The sequence below is a fragment of the Pseudoalteromonas sp. US3C1013 genome (assembly GCF_048401115.1).
Lineage (GTDB): Bacteria > Pseudomonadota > Gammaproteobacteria > Enterobacterales > Alteromonadaceae > Pseudoalteromonas > Pseudoalteromonas undina.
Map to the genome: position 1 here is coordinate 2,497,346 of NZ_CP183075.1, position 15,752 is coordinate 2,513,097.

Below are 15,752 nucleotides of genomic sequence, written 5' to 3' on the forward strand. Positions count from 1 at the left end.
ATAAGTTACTGATAGTTTTTTTCTGCTTTAGTGACTTTGTATAAATAGCGTCTTGATTCTGCACGTGAGTGCTTAGTGGTGAGAATATTATAAAACTGGCTTGCAGTAAGCTGGTTTATTTGTGAAAACGCCACACTTCTATTTTTATTAAATATGCGCAGTACATTACCCGCCCCGCCGTTATAAGACGAGATCATGGCAAAGTGCTTACTTTTGTCGGTACTAATTTTGTTTAAGTAGTTATTTTTTAAAATACTTAAATAGGCGCTGCCTATATCGATATTATATTTTGGATTAAACAATACTGCTTTGGTTGGCTGCCCAGGTACTTTTTTTATTTTTTGGTATACATCGCGCCCTGCGGTAGCCGGGATCACTTGCATTAATCCATAGGCGTTTGATGAGCTCACCGCATGTGGATTAAAGCTACTTTCGGTTTCAATAATGGCATAAATAAGTGCTGCCGATATTTGATATTTTTTTGCAGCCGCCAGCACATAAGCACTGTACTTTTGCTTTCTTAAATGAGCATTTTGCTCTACTAAATCAAAGCTAACCGACGAAATAACGTGCCCATATTGACGTTGCTTTTTTAAATTATTATTTACTAAATAACGCGCAAATCGATTAGCACGCCAGCTATATTTTATGGGTAACTTATCTTGATCGAGCACTTGTTGGTATAAAAACGGCTCGCCTTCTAAAATTGGCGCTTCGCTGGTAAAAATATCGGTTTTATCGGGATCGCTAGAGGTCAGTAAAGTCATAACAATGGCCTGCTGTAACAAGCTTATTGTATTTTTTAACGCGATGGTTTCTACTTTTACAGTGCCTTGCTCAAAATCAATAATGGCACGAGCTTGGTAATCATTACTGTATTTTACGTATTTTTTGGCACTAGGTTGCTGAGTGTTTTGTTTACCCCACTTGCGCCCAACAACGCTTTCTAATGCGGCTAAAAGCTGTTTTACGCTACCAACCTGTGCCTTAATAGAACGGTGTGTTTTTTGTGCTTGCTTGTGAATTGCAACCACGTCAGTAGGAGCGTTTTTTATTTGCTTTACCAGTTTATTTAAATCAACAACGGGCGGTAAACCTGACAGTGATTTACAGCCACTTAAGCCAACTAGCAAAAGTATAAACGCATACTTTTTCACACAACATCCTAATAAACTTAATAAATCCTCATTTATTATAATACATGATAACCAAACCAGTCAGGTTTAATTGTTTGTGCTTGACCACTTGGGGTTAGTTTAATATTAAGCTGGCTATCGAGTAAATCTATAGCAAAGCAATCATCAACATCATGTAAATCATCTTTGTGTAGATGGCTAAGCCCTGCTAGTAAATCATTTTTAGCGCGCTGTTTTGCTTCTTCACTACTGCTGGCAACATACAAAGCAAAGTCGTGTTGCTCTGCTAGTGAGTCGCTTCTGTAAGCACCTAAGTTAACAAAATAAAGCTGCTTATTTTGCTCTACATAACTATCAACTACCTCGACTTTATAACCATCAATGTGATTAACCGCCATGTAGCTATCCATGTGTACGCTATTTTTGTCGCCTACCCACTGACTTTTAAGCTTGCTATAAGTTTGCTCAATGTTTTGACCTACCACAAAGCGTACGTCGTGCATTTCTATGTGGCAACCTTGAATACGCCCACCTAAATACACCATAAATAACTGCATGCTCACTTCCTTTTTTAAAATTACATTAAGCTATCTACGTCAATTTCATGCTTTTTAATCAGCTTATAAAAATCAGAACGATTACGCTTGGCAAGCTTTGCACCTTCGGCCACATTACCCCCTGCCATTTTCAGGGTATTGATAACGTAATCTCGCTCAAACTCTTTTTTAGCGTCGTTAAGCGAAAGTGGCTCAACGTTATTTTCATTGCTATTTAACGCACTAAGCACTAAATGCTCAGATATAACGTCACTTGGTGTTAAGGCAACCACCTGCTCCACTACATTTTGTAATTGACGAATATTACCTGGCCAATCATACCTTACCAATGCATGCATGGCATCGTTTGCAAAACGTTTTTCTTTTTGCTCCATACGTTTTGCAATATTGGCGCTAAAAAAGTTGGCTAATAAGCTAATATCTTCACGGCGCTCTCGCAGCGGAGGAAGTTTGAGGTTTACTACGTTTAAACGATAATATAAATCTTCTCTAAACTCTTGATTGCTAATAGCTTCAGGCAGGTTTTTATGGGTCGCTGAAACAATTCGCACATTAATGGGGATTTCTTCTTGAAAACCGACTGGGCGAATGGTTTTTTCTTGCAGCACGCGTAATAACTTAACTTGTAAATTTAGCGGCATATCACCAATTTCATCTAGAAATAAGGTCCCCCCTTGCGCTTGCTGAAACAGACCTTGGTGATCTTTTACCGCCCCTGTAAATGCGCCTTTTTTGTGACCAAATAACTCCGATTCTAATAACTCACCAGGGACTGCACCACAGTTAATAGCCACAAATGGGCCATCACTAACATGGCTGTGCTGATGAATTGCCTGTGCAAGCAGCTCCTTACCCGTTCCACTAGCACCAGAGATAAGTACATTTACCTGAGTAGGGCCTAGTAATTTAACTTGCTCTAGCAAATGCAGCATTGCGCCACTGCGAGTAACAATATTGCTTTGCGGAGTAATATCATCATTATTCACCCCATGTATTTCTATGGCTTTAGCTAAGCTATCGAATAGCTCATCTTTATCAACTGGCTTAGTAATAAAGGCAAAAATACCTTGCTTAGTCGCCTCTACCGCATCAGGAATTGAACCATGAGCCGTCATCATAATTACAGGTAGTGCTGGGTAGCGGCTTTGCAATTGTCGGTGCAGTGCCATTCCATCCATTTCATCCATTCTTAAATCGGTGATCACCGCATCAAATACTTGGCTTTTAAGTATTTGTAATGCATTCATGCCACTATCACACGTTGTTACTTCATAACCTTTTGATTGAATTCGAATTGCCAGTAACTGCAGTAAGCTGGCATCGTCATCAACGAGTAACACTTTAGCGCTTGATGGAAGTGTGACTGACATAGTTACTGCTCCTTGGTTTCTTCACGTAATAAAAGTTGCTGTTCAATTGCAGCTAATGACGATAAGGTTTTTTGCATTTCAGCGTTTAATGCTTGCTGTTGTTTTTTTGCATTTATTTGCATTAATACCTGCTGCTTTTGCAGCCATAAATAGTGTTTTATATCGTCTGGCCAATAGTAAGCTTGATCTAGCTTAAGCAATTGACTCATAACAGTATCAGGGTCGCGACTAAGGTTGACGCATGCGGTATTAAAAAATGCCTTAAGTGCTTGCTCCCCTAAGTAAGTCTTATTGTCAGGCGTTAATTTAAAGCCACCACACTGATGGGCATGCCATGCAATAACTTGCGCTGCGGGCGGATACATAAGATCTAGTTTTGGCCGCGGCTTTGGATTGGGCTGGTTGCTTTTATTATCGGGCTGAGTTTGAGCTATTAGCTTAGATTTAGCTGGTGTTTGAGTGTTGGTTAATTCACACCCAGATAAAAAAACGAGACTGCTGGTTAGCCATAAAATAGCCATTAAACGCGCAGACATATTATTTAACTCCTTTATTTTTATAGGGGATGACAATGTTAAATCGACAGCCTTGCGGCTCATTATGCTCAATAGTTAACTTACCCTGTAACTGTTCAACCGACTCTTTTACTATGGTAAGGCCTAAACCACTGCCTTGAAGACTAATCTCTTTACTGTGTTTACCTTGATAAAAAGCGCCAAAAACATATTCTTTTTCATGCTCTTTAATACCGCAGCCCTCATCAGCAACCTGTATAATTAAGCTATTGCTTTCTAAACTTAAGCTAATCGACACTGCTTGGTTTGACTGTGAAAACTTTAAACCATTAGAGATTAACTGAATTAAAATCATTTCAATTAATTCTCTCGGTAAATTAAGTGCAACTGTCGGTAAGCTATTGTGCCAAATAAGCGACTGCTCTCGTGCATTTAACCTATGTTCAAAATGATTACTTACCTTTTTTATTAGCTGGTTAAATTCCACTTCACTAACATTATCTTTACTGGTTCGAATCGCGTTATAACTTAACAAGCTGTCTATCATAGTGCGTAATCGCACCATAGATTGACTAATTAACTCAAGCACTGCTTTTTGCTCATTATTAATTGGCCCAACAATTTCATCGGCTAATAACTCAGTGCCCTCAACCATAGAGGCCAAAGGCGTTTTTAATTCGTGAGTAACATGGCGTAAAAACGTATCTTTTTGCTGCTCTAGCATATGCAATTGCGCCTGCACCCACTGCAACTTGTTACCTAGTTCAATGAGTTCAGCTGATCCCTGCACTGATATTTTTTGCTGCCAATCTCCTTGGCCTAATTTATCAATAACGGAGGTTAAACCTTTTAAACGGCCACTTATCCGCCATAAAAACCCACCGCCAACAAGTAAGGTTAAAGGCGTAAGTGCCACTAACCAGTTTATAAAGGAGGCTTGTAAATTTGTCAGTTTAATTTGGTTTTGAGTGATTTTAGCTTCATTGGTTTCGCGCAACCACATTGTTAGATCTGCCAGTATTTCACTAATTGGCACAAACAACTCTGCTTGCTCACGAGCTTCAACCACCAGTTTGGTATGCGCTGCTTTTAGCGTATCTGTTAACCGTTGCCATTGTTGAGTACTTTGCTGGCTGCTAGAAAGCCGTTTAAGCTCATTTATATTGTCCAGCGATGACTGCCATTTATCCACGATAAGTTTATCGAGTGAATCGCTTTTTAAAACCCAGTTTTGCCTTGTTGCCCTTTCTAAACTATTGAGCTCTTGTTTAAGTGCATTAAACGACTTGGTTACTTGGTAGTTATTACTGACAATTTGCTGTGTGACCGCTAATTGTTTATTCAATACATTTAAAAATACAATAACCACAATAGACAAAGGCAAGAGTGACAACAGCATACTCATTACAAACTGGCCAATCAAATTAGGACGCCAGTTTACCAATGCTTTATATTTTTCAGCCATGATTGCAGGCATACACTAATCCTTTACTACTTTTAAGCGCTCTATTATTAAGCGCTCAACTTATACACTCGCTGAACCAAATACATTTTTGAGAGCAAAATCGTTGCAATGTCGCACAATTGCGACAAGTTAAACACTTGATTTAAAAATAGTAAAAAACTCTAACTAAGAAAATGTTGCATAAAACACACAACCGTCGGTAAATATTACTCATTAAAAACAAGTTAAAAAATTAAACCATTGATTTTTAATAAAAATTAAAGCTGGCACTATAATTGTAATACGCTTATAAATATTAATTTTTAAAGGCCAAGGAATGACTAAAGGTTATTTAAAATCTACTGCCTTAATAGCGTTATGTTTAACGAGTAGCCATATATTTGCGCTTGATGTGAATACAGCATTTTACAGCCTAGATAAAGACAGCAACGGTACATTAAGCGAAGCAGAGGCAGGCGAAGATGCATTACTGCATGAGAATTTTGCACAAATAGACAAGAATGAAGACGGACAACTATCGTTCGATGAATTTAAACAGTTTGTAAAATAAAGGAGTATATTTATGAAACAATTAATTGGTGCTTTTTCGCTACTATTTTTAGCTATTAGCGCGACGGCATTGGCATCGTCGTTAAATGTACGTTTTATGCATTTAGATAAAAATATGGACGGCCAAATATCGCTCACTGAGGCCAAACAAGATAAGCAGCTGCTTAAGCAGTTTACTGATTTAGACAAAGACAATAACGAGATGATTTCTAAAAAAGAGTTCGAAAACTTTAAACCTTAAGTTTAGATTCAAGTTAAGTTTTATATTATAGAGTTAAAAGCATTTGCCATAATCCCTGAGGGAGTGTGTAAACGGATTTAATGTTGGGAGTTAAATTATGGCAAGTGCTTTCTTTCAATACTGCCAGCAATTAAAATACACCTTGGAACGCCAACTATGAGAATACTGCTTCCCTTTATTGGTGCTTTACTTTTTATCAGCCAAAGTGCATTCGCACTTGATGTAAAGCAACGCTTTGACCACTTGGACAAAAATAATGATGGATATTTAACCCATAGCGAGCTTGCTGCTCAGCCTCAGCTATTAAACTCATTTTCAAATTGGGATGAAAATCAAGATAACAGAATTTCTTTAACTGAGTTTAAAAACTACTTAACCACTAACCTGTACTGAGCATTTATATGAAGCCTTTTCATAATATTATTTTACTAACACTGACTGTTTTTAGCTGTATGAGTTTTGCAACAAGCAGTTATATTGCCGAAAAGTTTGAAAAACTTGACCGCAACCAAGATGGCTTTTTGACTCGTTCTGAAGCTGCCAGTGATCCAGCTTTGTGGTCACGCTTTAGCAGCTATGACAGTGACAAAGATGCACAATTATCATTAAGCGAATACACCTTGTACGCCAGTAAATAAATAGCCTCCTCAAATAAAGCTTGGTTAACAATATCAAGCTTTAGAAAGTTAAACCCCATTGTTAACACATCCTATTTCACCCTTAACTTGTTGCTTGATTTAGCTAAAGGCTGACTTATACGACGCTTAATAAATTATGCTATTGGTATTCTAAATTTGAGTTTGCTACTGTGATAGTACAAATAATAACAATGTGCGTCTTATGCAACTGATAAAACTAATAAAACCTATATTGCTAGCAAGCCTTTGTGCCGTCACTAGCGTGGCAATAGCACAAACTCAAGTCATTTATAATGCCAATGGTTACTCACCTTTGTATAAAGGAAAAATGCGCCATGGCGAAGTAAACACATTTACAACCTTAGTTATAAAAGATGGCAAAGTAGTTAAAACAGGTCCAGACAGCTTGAAAAATAGCTTTCCGGGCGCAACCCTAATTGACGCGAAAGGCAAAACACTACTCCCAGGACTCATTGATGCCCATGGACATGTCATCGGGCTAGGTAGTAATTTGTCGCAACTTGATGTGCGCGGTGCAAAGTCGGTAGATGAAGTAACCGCTAAACTCAAGGAATTTGCCAAAGATAAAAAAGGTTGGATCATTGGTCGAGGCTGGAACCAAGAGCTATGGTCAAATACTCGCTTTCCTACGGCCGCTGACTTAGACAAAGTCGTTAACGATCGCCCTGTTATTTTATCGCGAGTAGATGGTCACGCCATTTGGGTTAACTCAAAAGCATTAGAACTTGCCAATATTAACGCTGACACACCAGCCCCAGCTGGCGGAGAAATTATAAAAGGTGAGTTTGGTAAACCTACCGGCATTTTTATTGATAAAGCAGAAACCTTAATTACTCAACATATGCCTGTAACGTCTGCACAATCGGTCAGTAATGCATTAGATGCCGCAGGTAAACACTTACTAAGCCTAGGTATTACCTCAACTCATGATGCAGGTATTGATAGAACCACATGGCAAGTTTATAAACAACGTGCCGAGTTAGGTACATTACCGCTTAGAATTGTAGCAATGTTAAGTGCAGCAAGCCCAGATTTAAACATGATGCTTAAAGCCGGTCGTTATCAAGATGCGCAGGACTTTTTATCTATCCGCAGTGTAAAAATTTATGCTGATGGCGCATTAGGGTCACGTGGTGCTGCGCTTATTGAAGAATACGCTGATAGAGCCAACCATTTTGGCCTTATGCTTGAAACCCAACAAAAGCTAGAGCAATTATTTACCCTGACTTTTAAAAATGGTTTTAGCGCTAACACACATGCAATTGGCGATAGAGCAAATAAAATTGTGCTAGATGCCTATCAAAATGTATTTAAACAAACCGGTGGCATACTACTGCGCAATCGTATGGAGCATGCACAAATAGTCTCGCCAGAGGATATCCCGCGCTTTAAAACCCTGAAAATAATTCCATCTATGCAACCTGTGCATGCCACATCAGACATGCATATGGCTGAGCAGCGTTTAACCGACAAACAATTACAAGGCGCTTATGCTTGGCAAACATTTTTAGACCAAGGTTCAACGATTGCGGCGGGGTCTGATTACCCTGTCGAACTAGCGAACCCATTTGATGGTTTATATTCTGCGATAACGCGCATGGATCATAATCAACTGCCTGAAAACGGTTGGCGCGCCAGTGAGGTATTGAGCAGAGAAGATGCATTACGTGCGTTTACCCTTGGCGGCGCGTATGCAGCGCATCAAGAGTTTAAAGTAGGTAGTTTAGAGCAAGGTAAATGGGCTGACTTTATACTGGTTGATCAAGACTACTTTAAAGTACCTATTGAGCAGCTTTATAAAACTCAGGTATTGCAAACGTGGATAGCAGGTAAATTACGCTACCAAAAAGATTCAGCAAAGTCTGAGTAAAAACAAAAAAGGGTTAACTTAAACGTTAACCCTTTTTTGTATCAGCCCTAGACTGACGATATAACTTAATAATGTGATATATATTGACCAGAGCTAACAAGCCATTAGTAAATGCCACCGGTACAGAACCGATTGCTGTACCGTAAAAAGTAAACGCAATACAGCCCAATAAATTAAACCAACGCAGTTTGGTTACATCGGTCATGGTCAAAGAAATAACTAGTAAAACGGATGCTAAATAACCTAAATATTCCCAACTCAATTGTTCTCTCCCAGGCTTTAGGTTAATATTACTAGCTAAATTTTAGTACATTATTAAAAACTGCTGCTTAGCAGTTTAAATAAAAAAGCTAACTTACCAATAAAACCTTAAAATATACTGGTTTTACCCACAATTTTTTAATCATTACACGGTAGAATGAAGGTCATTTAACGCCATTAAATAAATAACGGCGTGGGTAAGTTAGCGTAAATTCTTAATCTTAATGCTATCGTCATTAAGGTGTAATAAATAGGACATTTGTCCGAAGAGCATGATTGATGTTTCAATACCATTTTTCCAGTTACCTTGTTGAACAGCTGCTGACATTTGCCGGCAGTAGTTATCAGCAATCAAAAAAAGAAATATTAATACAGCAAGACCAACCACTCACTAAGTTGGTATTGGTGCGAAGTGGTACTGTATCGTTTAGTTACGATGTAGGAAATGGCCGACGCCTGCTACTTGGCCAGCTCGACTGTAACAACACCTTGATTGGCGAAATTGAAGCACTGAATAATAACCCGTGTATTTACACGGTAACCTGCTTCAGTGATGTAACGTATAATCTTATTGAGCTAAAGCATTGGCGCTCATTATTGCTCGATAAACCAGAACTGAGCCTATACACAGCGCAAACCATTGCCGCTAAGTTTCAAGAAAATCAAAAAATTAACTTAGATAAACTGTTACTTCCCTTAAGCTACAACATTGCTAAAGACTGTTTATTGCGTGCGGAGAATAACAACCCCACTTTATTGCGTGCTTATCCTACGGTAAATGCAGAAGCAGAGCGCTTTGCAACCACTGAACGTGCATACCGACGGGTAGTGAGTGAGTTAGTAGAAAAAAACCTAGTGCAACGAAGCACTCAAGGGCTGCAAGCTGTCGATATTCCTAAACTCAGTGACTATGTAGATAGCTTTGCACAGCTTTAAAGACAATAAAAAAGGCCATTAAGGCCTTTTTTATTGAGCAAAATCACGTTTATTTTTCAAGTAAAATATCGTGGATTTTAGCTAAATCAGATTTGCCTTCAATAATTTCATCCGGCGTTAACCCTGATAATTCATGCGGGAATACTAACCATTCTTCAGACTCATGAATGTAGTAATCAGGCACTGTATCTACTTTTGAGTTTTTTGGCTTGTAGTATGGACAAGCAATACGAATATCACTCGGTAAGTTTAAGCGCATTAGTTCAGAAAGCTTCTCTTTCAACGCCACAATACTCCGACCTGAGTCAAACACATCATCCACAATCAGTAATGAATCACCCGCATTCGCGTTTTCAACAATGTAGTGTAAACCATGTACTTTGATTTCTTTTGATTGCTTGCCAATACCGTAATAAGACGACGTACGCACCGCAATATGATCGGTCTCTATGCCTTTGTAGTCATAATATTCTTGAACTGCGATCCCGATTGGAGCACCACCGCGCCATATACCAATAATAAAATCTGGACGAAAGCCATCTTTATACACTTGTGCCGCTACGCGGAATGAATCTTCAAGTAATTGTTGAGCCGTGATATAGCACTTTTCTGACATAGTAAGGATCCCAGTGGTATGTATAATATTTGAGCGAGGTTTAAATAAAATAGATGCTCAAACACGTATTGGCGAAGGATTTTACCGTAAATAAAACAAAATTGCTTGTATGGCGGATAAAAAAATAGGCACCTTAAGGTACCTATTTTTTAACTAATTGCTTAATCTGAATTGATTAGGCCTTTTCAAGCAAGGTGCGCGCTACTGTACGCATACCTTGGGTAGTTGCACCTGAAGCCCACTGACTAGTGCCACCACCCATATTAAATGCAGCCGCTAAATCAATGTGTACCCAACCTTTGCCATCGTTTGGCACAAAGCGAGATAAGAAACCTGCTGCATTTGAAGCACCACCATAACCACCGCCTTTTTGTGCACGGCTGTTTGCTGTATCTGCATACGGTGATGGGCAGTTTTGTTGATGCCACTTTTCAAGCGGTAATGGCCAAGCGGCTTCCATTTCTTGTGATGCAAAGTCTTCTACTTCACGCACTAGCTCTTTATCAAGGGCAAATAACGCGTTGTATTCTTGACCAACGGCAACAAGGGCTGCGCCCGTCAATGTTGCTGCATCAATAATAAGTGGTGCACCTGTCTCACCTGCCGCCATAAGGCCATCAGCTAATACTAAACGACCTTCAGCATCTGTGTTTACAATTTCAACGCTTGTGCCATTTTTGTAGGTAAGAATGTCACCTAGTTTGTATGCATGACCGGAAATTAAGTTCTCAGCACAACATAAAAACAACTTAATACGCTTTTCAACACCACGGTTAATCGCCAATGCTAAACCTGCGGTAACTGTTGCCGCTCCGCCCATGTCGCATTTCATGCCTAACATGCCTTCGCTAGACTTAATTGAGTAACCACCTGAGTCAAATGTAATACCTTTACCTACAAGTGCAGCGCTTACTGGTGCGTTATCATCGCCAGTTGGATTGTAATCAAGCTCAAGTAACACTGGTGGGCGTTCACTACCACGACCTACAGCATGAATACCAATCCATTGCTGCTCTAATAGCGCATCACCTTTTATTATTTGATAGCTAACATGCTCTGGCGCCAGTGATTGAATAAATTCAGCCGCTTTTTCTGCTAGGCTCTCTGGGTAAATGTCATCGGCGGTGCCGTTAACCATTTCACGCGCCCACGTTGCTGATGCTTTTAAATCAGCAAGTTCTTTTAAATCTGATTGTGCATTATCAACAAACTCAACACCGTGCAGTACTTTTGGTGATACAAAGCCTTGGTAAAATGCCCATTGGCTCTCTGTACACCAAACATCGCCTTCAAGCACAACACTTTTAATGCCTTGGCTGGCAATAGTACGACCTGCTTTTTGCACGTTTTTTAATGTTTCTTGCTCAGATAAATGAACTGTTGCGCCGTGTTCGTTAAAAGATAGTGACGCACTTTCGCCCCAGTGTCCTGGTGCCGACTGCTCGCTTAATTGAACAACAAATTTTTCACTCATGTTAGAATATCCTTGCACTTAAATGTGTGGTTGAGTTTACTATAGCGCGCTTAAGTTCCCAACAGCTTGCGGTAAATAACCTCAAATAGCCCGTAAAGTCTTATTTTACTTAACCTGAACCCTGGTTATATAAGGAAGTCATTAATGAAGTACACCCCGCCATTACAATCTGCTACGTTATTAAAACGTTACAAACGCTTTTTAGCTGATTTAGAGCTCAGTGATGGCAGCACTTTTACCGCTCACTGTGCTAATACAGGTAAAATGACGGGCTGCGCCGATGCCGGTTTTAATGCCTTTTATTCCACCAGCAGTAACACCAAACGAAAGTACCCACAGTCATTAGAGCTGACGCAAAATAACTTGTCACAACTTATTTGTGTAAATACAGCCGTTGCCAATAAAGTAGTTGAAGAAGCGATTAACGCTGAAGTGATTAAAGAGCTGACAGGCTATCAGCAAGTTCGAAGTGAAGTAAAATATGGCAGTGAAAACAGCCGCATCGACTTTTTACTTACCCACAGCAGTAAAGCCAATTGCTATGTTGAAGTTAAATCAGTCACGCTCCTAAGTGAAGAGCATCCACAAAGCGGGCAAGGTTACTTCCCTGACGCGCAAACAGTTCGTGGGCAAAAGCATATTCGTGAATTAATCGAAATGGTAAAACAAGGGCATCGTGCGGTATTACTATTTTCGGTGCTACATCAAGGGATCACACAAGTGAGTGCCGCGGCGCATATTGATTCAACCTATGCACAATTACTTAGCGAAGCGATTGAGCAAGGCGTAGAAGTATTAGCTTATAAAGCCCATATTTCTGCAAGTGAAGTAACTTTGGTTGAGAAAGTAGCATTTGTTGAGTAAAAAGCGCGCATTTAAACGTTGCTATTTCGCCACGCCCAAAAAATACTTAATCAAAAAGTAAAAATAAGTTGTTTTTATTGTTATTGCCCATATAACTACGCCAGTTTATAAACCAATACTGTGATAAAAAGTATATACAATACTTTTACTACTTTTATATCACCAAACAGGGTTAAGCTAATTCGATTATTTAAAAATAAATTTGCCTAGGGTATGAGTTTCTGTTATTTATACCGCCGGCTAATGCTGAGGCATTAAATTAAGGATTTAGGAGAGAGTTATGCCAGACCAAAAAAGACATGGTTTATTGGCTCAAGCCGGTTTAGAACCATACCAAGAAAAACCGGGTGAAGAGTACATGAATGATGCACAACGTGCTCATTTTAAAACAATTTTAGAAACTTGGCGTAATGATTTACGTAACGAAGTTGATCGTACCAAATCACACATGCAAGATGAAGCAGCTAACTTTCCTGATCCCGTTGACCGCGCAGCACAAGAAGAAGAGTTCTCATTAGAGCTTCGAACGCGTGACCGCGAGCGCAAATTAATTAAAAAAATTGAAAAAACAATTATATTAATTAAAGAAGACGAATTTGGCTTTTGTGAATCTTGTGGTATTGAAATTGGCATTCGCCGCCTAGAAGCGCGCCCAACTGCTGATTTATGTGTAGATTGTAAAACACTTGCTGAAATTAAAGAAAAGCAATCTGGACGCGGCTAATTAATTATAGCCATGTCTTCTACAGCCGTTACTGCGCAAGTATCTAACTATCGCGGCCGATTTGCACCGTCTCCGTCCGGACCGTTACATTTTGGCTCACTTGTGGCGGCTGTAGGTAGCTACCTTGATGCAAAAGCTAACCAAGGAAAGTGGTTAGTTCGCATTGAAGATATAGACACCACTCGCGTTGTAAAAGGCGCCGCCACCGATATCCTAAATACCTTAGAAGCCTACAACCTCAATTGGGATGAAAACGTTGTGTATCAAACACAGCGTCTTACTATTTACCAAGATGCCGTTCACTCTCTGTCACAACAACAGCTTATTTATGCCTGCCAATGCTCTCGTAAGCAAATAAAAGCCCTCGGCGGTATTTATCAAGGGCAATGCAAACACAGCCAACTAAGTGAGCAAGGTCATGCCCTACGTTTAACTCAATGCCATGCAACCGTTAATTATAAAGACCTTATTCAAGGGCATATTGACGTTGACTCAGCACTCGCTCATGAAGATTACATAATAAAACGCAGCGATGGTTTATTTGCCTATCAACTCGTGGTGGTGGTTGATGACATTGAGCAAGGGATCAACCGAATTGTACGAGGCGCTGATTTAATTGAACCGACTGCGCGTCAAATTAGTTTATTTAAACAACTAAATTGCGCTATTCCGGAATTTGCTCATTTGCCTTTGGCAGTAGCAAAACCAGGGTTTAAACTGTCTAAGCAAAATTACGCCCCTGCAATTTGCAAACAAAATCCAAAACCAACTTTAATAGCTGTATTTAAATTTTTAGGCTTGCCAGTACATAAGCAACTAATGGATTTAACCTGCGAACAATTACTCGCTTGGGGCGTGGCGCATTTTAACTTAAGCCTTGTTCCTGCTAAGCGCGAAATACAGATTTAACCTTCCTTTACGTATTACGTGGAATTAATTCAAATAAAATCGTTAAAAATGGCTTAATTTCAGCGCTGCAACTTAATTTTTTTACCTTGCTGGTATATGATAGCCGCCTAAATATATGCTAATTACATTAAATGGTAAGAATGACGCTTTAAGTGAATACTTGCTGTGATTTTGATTGCAATAGCGAGCCAATCAACCGCTTCTCTAGGAGACAGACTATTATTTCCAAGCTTTTTCAATTTTGTCGACAAATTATCGGCCCAAGTGCCAATAACGAAAATGTCGCAATCAGCAGTGAGCCGTTAGTGATCCCTAGAGGTGAGCATGGTATTTCTCGCAAACAATTTAGCCCAAATGCAATCAAAGTACTCTACCGCCTAAAAGATGGTGGCTATGATGCTTACTTAGTTGGTGGTTGCATTCGCGATGTATTGTTAGGTCAACAACCTAAAGATTTTGATGTTGTAACCAATGCCACTCCTGAGCAAGTAAAAAAACTGTTTCGTAACTGTCGCTTAATTGGTCGTCGCTTTCGTTTAGCACACATTGTTTTTGGCCGTGAGATTATTGAAGTGGCTACAATGCGCGGCCATCACGAAGCACAAGAAGATAAAAATCAAATTAGTCAGTCAAGTGAGCACGGACAACTTCTTCGCGATAACGTATTTGGCAGCATTGAAGAAGATGCAGAACGTCGTGATTTTTCAATCAACGCTTTGTACTACTCCATTAATGATTTTTGTGTTTACGATTACGCAAATGGCTTAGCCGCGATCAAAGCAAAACAAATTGAGTTAATTGGCGATCCTGAAACACGCTACCGTGAAGACCCGGTACGTATGCTCCGCGCAGTGCGCTTTGCCACTAAGTTAGATATGCAAATAGCACCAGCAAGCGAAAAACCGATTACTGAATTAGCGAGCTTGCTTGATAATATTCCGCCAGCGCGTTTATTTGAAGAAATACTCAAGCTATTTTTAAACGGCAAAGCACAGCAAAACTTTATAATGCTGCGTCAGTACGGCTTATTTAAATCGTTATTTCCTGAGCTAGACCGTATTTTAGATAAAAAACCAGGTGGACTTGAAGAAACCTTCATAAAGCAGATGTTTGCAAACACCGACATACGTATTAATGCAGATAAAAAAGTCACTCCTGCATTCGTATTTGCAGCATTACTGTGGTTCCCGCTGATTGAGCGTACTGAAAAAATTCGACGCCAAGAGCAACTATCAGAATACGATGCATTTGCTCAAGCAATTAATAAAGTACTTAGTGAGAATGCCCAACATATTGCCGTACCAAAACGCTTTACTTTAGGTGCTCGTGATATTTGGCATATTCAACAACGCTTAGATAAACGTGCTGGCCAACGTGCCTATCGTTTAACACAGCAGCCGCGCTTTAAAGCCGCTTATGATTTTTTACTATTGCGTGTTGATGCTGGTGAAACTGAGCATACAGAGCTGGCACAGTGGTGGACACAGTACTTAGGCCAAGATATTAATGGCCAAAAAGAAATGGTGCGAGAGCTTGGTCATCAAGGCGGTCCAAAACCACGTAAGCGACCTCGCCGTCGTACCACAAAAAAGCCTACCGAGTAAAT

Annotated in this window: 18 protein-coding genes; 10 read left to right on the forward strand and 8 right to left on the reverse strand. The window is 39.7% G+C overall.

What is annotated here, in order from left to right:
- Positions 1 to 5: 5 nt before the first annotated feature.
- Genes ACNSN2_RS11680 through ACNSN2_RS11700 form a run of 5 tightly spaced genes read right to left on the reverse strand, consistent with a single transcriptional unit; the run spans position 6 to position 5,055 of the window.
- Positions 6 to 1,157, reverse strand: a complete 1,152-nt coding sequence (locus ACNSN2_RS11680; RefSeq protein WP_418607442.1) for a murein transglycosylase domain-containing protein — start codon at positions 1,155 to 1,157, stop codon at positions 6 to 8.
- 35 nt (positions 1,158 to 1,192) lie between these two features.
- A complete protein-coding gene (locus ACNSN2_RS11685; protein WP_010387662.1) occupies positions 1,193 to 1,693 on the reverse strand; it encodes a DUF1543 domain-containing protein in 501 nt (166 codons plus the stop codon).
- Positions 1,694 to 1,713: 20 nt separating this feature from the next.
- Positions 1,714 to 3,063, reverse strand: a complete 1,350-nt coding sequence (locus tag ACNSN2_RS11690; protein ID WP_054201833.1) for a sigma 54-interacting transcriptional regulator — start codon at positions 3,061 to 3,063, stop codon at positions 1,714 to 1,716.
- A gap of 2 nt (positions 3,064 to 3,065) precedes the next feature.
- Positions 3,066 to 3,599, reverse strand: coding sequence for a hypothetical protein (locus ACNSN2_RS11695; protein ID WP_418607444.1), 534 nt, complete (start codon positions 3,597 to 3,599; stop codon positions 3,066 to 3,068).
- 1 nt (position 3,600) lies between these two features.
- The gene (locus tag ACNSN2_RS11700; RefSeq protein WP_138570406.1) at positions 3,601 to 5,055 is read right to left on the reverse strand and encodes a HAMP domain-containing sensor histidine kinase; all 1,455 of its coding nucleotides are present in this window, start codon (positions 5,053 to 5,055) and stop codon (positions 3,601 to 3,603) included.
- A 304-nt stretch (positions 5,056 to 5,359) separates the two neighbouring features.
- Here ACNSN2_RS11700 and ACNSN2_RS11705 point away from each other — a divergent pair, with 304 nt between their 5' ends.
- The 5 genes from ACNSN2_RS11705 to ACNSN2_RS11725 all read left to right on the forward strand — a co-directional run bounded on the left by ACNSN2_RS11705 (position 5,360) and on the right by ACNSN2_RS11725 (position 8,362).
- Positions 5,360 to 5,593 carry an EF-hand domain-containing protein gene (locus ACNSN2_RS11705; protein WP_055012984.1) on the forward strand — a complete coding sequence of 78 codons (234 nt, stop codon included), beginning with the start codon at positions 5,360 to 5,362 and terminating at the stop codon, positions 5,591 to 5,593.
- 12 nt (positions 5,594 to 5,605) lie between these two features.
- Entirely contained in the window at positions 5,606 to 5,833 is a 228-nt protein-coding gene (locus ACNSN2_RS11710) for a hypothetical protein (protein WP_008111149.1), read from the forward strand.
- Positions 5,834 to 5,989: 156 nt separating this feature from the next.
- Positions 5,990 to 6,226, forward strand: a complete 237-nt coding sequence (locus ACNSN2_RS11715) for an EF-hand domain-containing protein (RefSeq protein ID WP_010387655.1) — start codon at positions 5,990 to 5,992, stop codon at positions 6,224 to 6,226.
- An 8-nt stretch (positions 6,227 to 6,234) separates the two neighbouring features.
- Entirely contained in the window at positions 6,235 to 6,471 is a 237-nt protein-coding gene (locus ACNSN2_RS11720; RefSeq protein WP_054201837.1) for a calcium-binding protein, read from the forward strand.
- A 202-nt stretch (positions 6,472 to 6,673) separates the two neighbouring features.
- Positions 6,674 to 8,362 (forward strand): amidohydrolase, encoded by a 1,689-nt coding sequence (locus ACNSN2_RS11725; RefSeq protein ID WP_418607447.1) that lies wholly within the window; start codon positions 6,674 to 6,676, stop codon positions 8,360 to 8,362.
- A gap of 25 nt (positions 8,363 to 8,387) precedes the next feature.
- On the opposite strand, the gene ACNSN2_RS11730 is transcribed toward ACNSN2_RS11725, so the two are convergent.
- Positions 8,388 to 8,624 (reverse strand): YgjV family protein, encoded by a 237-nt coding sequence (locus ACNSN2_RS11730; protein WP_010387650.1) that lies wholly within the window; start codon positions 8,622 to 8,624, stop codon positions 8,388 to 8,390.
- Between the two features lie 278 nt (positions 8,625 to 8,902).
- Between ACNSN2_RS11730 and ACNSN2_RS11735 the strand changes: the two genes are divergently transcribed.
- A complete protein-coding gene (locus tag ACNSN2_RS11735; protein WP_008111159.1) occupies positions 8,903 to 9,559 on the forward strand; it encodes a Crp/Fnr family transcriptional regulator in 657 nt (218 codons plus the stop codon).
- 49 nt (positions 9,560 to 9,608) lie between these two features.
- Here the strand turns inward: ACNSN2_RS11735 and ACNSN2_RS11740 are convergent, their stop codons facing one another.
- Entirely contained in the window at positions 9,609 to 10,175 is a 567-nt protein-coding gene (locus ACNSN2_RS11740; protein ID WP_010387648.1) for a phosphoribosyltransferase, read from the reverse strand.
- A 175-nt stretch (positions 10,176 to 10,350) separates the two neighbouring features.
- The gene (pepB, locus tag ACNSN2_RS11745) at positions 10,351 to 11,649 is read right to left on the reverse strand and encodes an aminopeptidase PepB (protein WP_054201839.1); all 1,299 of its coding nucleotides are present in this window, start codon (positions 11,647 to 11,649) and stop codon (positions 10,351 to 10,353) included.
- Positions 11,650 to 11,793: 144 nt separating this feature from the next.
- On the opposite strand from pepB, the gene sfsA reads away from it, so the two are divergent.
- From sfsA to pcnB, 4 genes are all read left to right on the forward strand, one after another.
- Entirely contained in the window at positions 11,794 to 12,513 is a 720-nt protein-coding gene (sfsA, locus tag ACNSN2_RS11750; protein ID WP_418607450.1) for a DNA/RNA nuclease SfsA, read from the forward strand.
- A 280-nt stretch (positions 12,514 to 12,793) separates the two neighbouring features.
- Positions 12,794 to 13,237 carry an RNA polymerase-binding protein DksA gene (gene dksA, locus ACNSN2_RS11755; protein ID WP_008111170.1) on the forward strand — a complete coding sequence of 148 codons (444 nt, stop codon included), beginning with the start codon at positions 12,794 to 12,796 and terminating at the stop codon, positions 13,235 to 13,237.
- A gap of 12 nt (positions 13,238 to 13,249) precedes the next feature.
- Positions 13,250 to 14,146: a tRNA glutamyl-Q(34) synthetase GluQRS gene (gene gluQRS, locus ACNSN2_RS11760; RefSeq protein ID WP_418607453.1), complete on the forward strand. Its 897-nt coding sequence runs from the start codon at positions 13,250 to 13,252 to the stop codon at positions 14,144 to 14,146.
- Positions 14,147 to 14,400: 254 nt separating this feature from the next.
- Complete coding sequence (pcnB, locus tag ACNSN2_RS11765) at positions 14,401 to 15,750, forward strand: polynucleotide adenylyltransferase PcnB (RefSeq protein WP_240539514.1); 1,350 nt, start codon at positions 14,401 to 14,403, stop codon at positions 15,748 to 15,750.
- Positions 15,751 to 15,752: the final 2 nt, after the last annotated feature.